This is a genomic window from Clostridia bacterium (assembly GCA_036562685.1).
Classification (GTDB): domain Bacteria; phylum Bacillota; class Clostridia; order Christensenellales; family DUVY01; genus DUVY01.
This window is the reverse complement of the sequence record DATCJR010000202.1, coordinates 1-3,365: the sequence shown is the minus strand read 5'-3', so window position 1 is coordinate 3,365 and position 3,365 is coordinate 1. Positions and strand designations below refer to the sequence as shown.

Annotated in this window: 3 protein-coding genes; all 3 read left to right on the top strand. The window is 36.9% G+C overall.

Annotation, left to right across the window (positions count from 1 at the left end):
• On the top strand, positions 1-355 hold a 355-nt coding region (locus VIL26_08700; GenBank protein ID HEY8391004.1), incomplete at its 5' end, for a flavodoxin domain-containing protein.
• Positions 356-469: 114 nt separating this feature from the next.
• The gene (locus VIL26_08695) at positions 470-2,188 is read left to right on the top strand and encodes an ABC transporter ATP-binding protein (GenBank protein HEY8391003.1); all 1,719 of its coding nucleotides are present in this window, start codon (positions 470-472) and stop codon (positions 2,186-2,188) included.
• A partial coding sequence (locus VIL26_08690) for an ABC transporter ATP-binding protein (GenBank protein ID HEY8391002.1) occupies positions 2,181-3,365 on the top strand: 1,185 nt, incomplete at its 3' end. The genes VIL26_08695 and VIL26_08690, both read left to right, overlap by 8 nt.

Here is a 3,365-nt window from a genome sequence, read left to right as displayed (position 1 = left end):
AGGAGCATTGACGGCAGGAGCAGAAGTCGAGCTAAAACATGTTTCGTATATATCGCCTGATATTGTAGATGGATTTAATATTATCGCCTTAGGTTCTCCAGCTATGGGTGTTGAAGTTATAGAAGAACAGGAAATGGAGCCTTTTGTGGAATCAATTAGCACTAAGATAAATGGCAAAAAGATTGCATTATTTGGTTCATACGGCTGGGGCGATGGAGAATGGATGAGAAGCTGGGAAGACAGAATGAAAAATTATGGCGCTCAAATTGTTAGTACCCTTATTGTCAACGAGATGCCTGAGGGCGAAAGCGAACAAGAATGCATAAGTTTAGGCGCAAAACTGGCTTCGCTATAATATATAACTGCCGTCTTAAATTGGCGGCAGTTATATAATTTTTATAAAAACATAGAGTTTATGTTTATCAAAAGTATTGAGTTGTGATATATTAAAACAAAAAAGGAAGTCACAATGCGCTTAACAAGCTTTTTATCACCATACAAAAAACAGGTCATTTTAGGTCCGCTTTGCAAGTTTGTTGAAACAGTTTTTGAGCTTATTATGCCAATTTTGATGGCATCTCTCATAGATATCGGCATTAAGCAAAATAAGATTTGGTTAATAGTTGTATTAAGTATATCAATTTTTGGACTTGCGGTTTTGGGCTTTTTGATTGCTGTTTTAGGTCAGCACTATGCTGTGTCTGCAGCACAAGGATTTGGAACGGCTTTGAGAAAAAAAGTTTTTGAGCATATTACTAATTTTTCTTATTCAGAACTTGACCGTTTTTCATCTTCTTCGCTTACTACAAGACTGACTTCAGATATTAATCAGCTGCAATATTCAATTATGATGATTTTAAGGCTTGTTCTTCGTGCGCCTTTTTTGTGTATAGGAAGCCTTGTAGGAGCATTTATTATCGACTGGCATCTAGCGCTTATTATGCTTATTTCGGTGCCTGCTGCGGCAGTTGTTTTATACTTTTTAATTAATATTTCTATAAAAGCATACAAAACCGTTCAGAAAAAGCTAGATAATATTTCTCTTCTTGCTAGCGAAAATCTCACAGGAATAAGAGTTATAAAAGCATTTGGACAAACCGATTCTCAAAAACAGAAATTTTTTGATTCTGGAGATGAGCACGCGCATTATGCTCAAAAAGCGGGCTGGCTTGCCTCATTATCTAATCCTTTGACTGTTTTGATTCTCAACTTGTCCCTGCTTGTTATAATTTACTTTGGCGGAAAAAGAGTTTATTTTGGAAAACTTACGCAAGGCGAAATAATCATTTTTATCAATTACATCTCACAAATTGTGTTAGCCCTCAATGTTTTGGTTAACCTAATGCTTTTAATCACAAAAGCATTGGCTTCAGCAGCCCGAGTCAATGAAGTGCTGGATACAACTCCAAAATTAACCGATGAAGGACAAGTTTTAAAACAGTTTCCGCAGGGCGATATAGTATTTCAAAATGTAAGCTTTAGATATGGCGATGGTAAAGAGGTGCTAAAAGATATTAATCTTACCATCCCTAAAGGAACGACTTTTGGTATTGTTGGGCTGACCGGTTCAGGAAAAACTACTTTGGTTAATCTAATTGCACGCTTTTATGATGTTATCGAAGGAAAGATTACAATAGGCGGACAAGATATAAAAGAATTGTCGCCTAAATTTTTACGAGAGCATATAGGCATAGTACCCCAAAAAGCTGTGCTGTTTTCGGGCAGCATCAGAGATAACTTAAAGATGGGCAGAGATGTTGATGACGAAAAAATTATGCAAGCACTCAAAACTGCTCAAGCAGATTTTGTAAATAAGCTTCCAGATGGTCTTGACTATCAGTTAGAGCAAGGCGGCACTAACTTGAGCGGCGGACAGCGTGCAAGAATAACTATTGCAAGAGCGCTTATAATATCTCCTGAAATTTTGATATTAGACGATTCTGCAAGCGCTTTGGACTTTGCTACAGAAAGAAATCTAAGCAGGGCATTAAAGGAGCAAAGCGCAGGTAAAACTTTAATTACAATTTCGCAAAGAGCGGGCAGCCTTAAGAACGCTGATATAATAGCGGTGCTTAGCGAAGGTCAAGTTGTAGGTCTAGGCACGCATGACGAGCTTATTAAGAATAATCAACTATACCGTGATATATACAATACGCAGTTAGACATAGAGGGAGGACGAAATGAGTAATCAAAAAAAGACCTCCCTAAAAAGATTGTTTGGATATATTAAGCCGTATAAAAAGACAGTAATTTGTATTGCATTTCTATCGCTTATTGGCAATTTGTTTTATGTTATTGGGCCTTTGCTTATAGGTCGTGCTGTGGATAACATTGTCGAAGCGGGTAAAGTTGATTTTGACAATTTAATTAAAATATTAATTATCCTTGGCGGTCTTTATATTATTAACGCACTATGTGTTTGGCTGTATACTTCTTTGGGAGTAAGCGTTGCGGTCAAAACAACAAACAAGATAAGAAAGCAGGCGTTTAAAAAGCTGTTAAGTCTTCCCTTAAAAGAAATAGACAATATGAATAAGGGCGATATTATAAGCAGATTTACAGCCGATTGCGATCAGATAACGGATGCAATAACCCAAATGCTCAATCAGTTTTTTTCTGGTATAGTAATAATTTTTGCTGCTTTGGGCTTTATGCTTTATCTTAGTCCAATAGTTACTATTGCGGTTGTAATATCCGTTCCGCTGATGTTTTGGGTTTCTAAGCTGGTAGCCCAAAAGTCATCTCAAAGACTATTGAAAATGCAACAAGTTATGGGAAAACTGAGCGGTTATGCCGAAGAACATATAAGGGGTGCAAGAGTCGTAAAAGCATTTAATTATGAAAAAGAAGCCCAAAGACACTTTGATATTATTAATGATGAACTCAATATAACAGGCACAAAAGCACAGTTTATTGCCTCTCTTTCCAATCCAAGCACAAGACTGCTTAATTATTTTTCTTATTCGCTGGTAGGCTTAACAGGCGGATTGTGTGCGATATTCTTAGGTCTTTCTGTTGGCACATTGACCAGTTTTTTGACCTATGCCACCTTGTTTTCTCGTCCTATCAATGAATTTACTTCGGCGACAAGCCAGATAATCAGCGGACTTGCTGGCGCATCGCGAATGTTTGAAATAATTGATATTACATCTCCTGCTATAAAAGCAAACCAAGGTTATAATGACATTGTGATAAAAGGCGATTTTGAATTTAAGGATGTAGATTTTTCTTATATTCCTCAAAAGCCGCTTATAAAAGATTTTAATCTAGATGTAAAACAAGGACAAAAGGTTGCCATTGTAGGACCGACTGGAGCAGGCAAAACCACAATGATTAATCTTTTGATGCGGTTTTATGATGTTAAC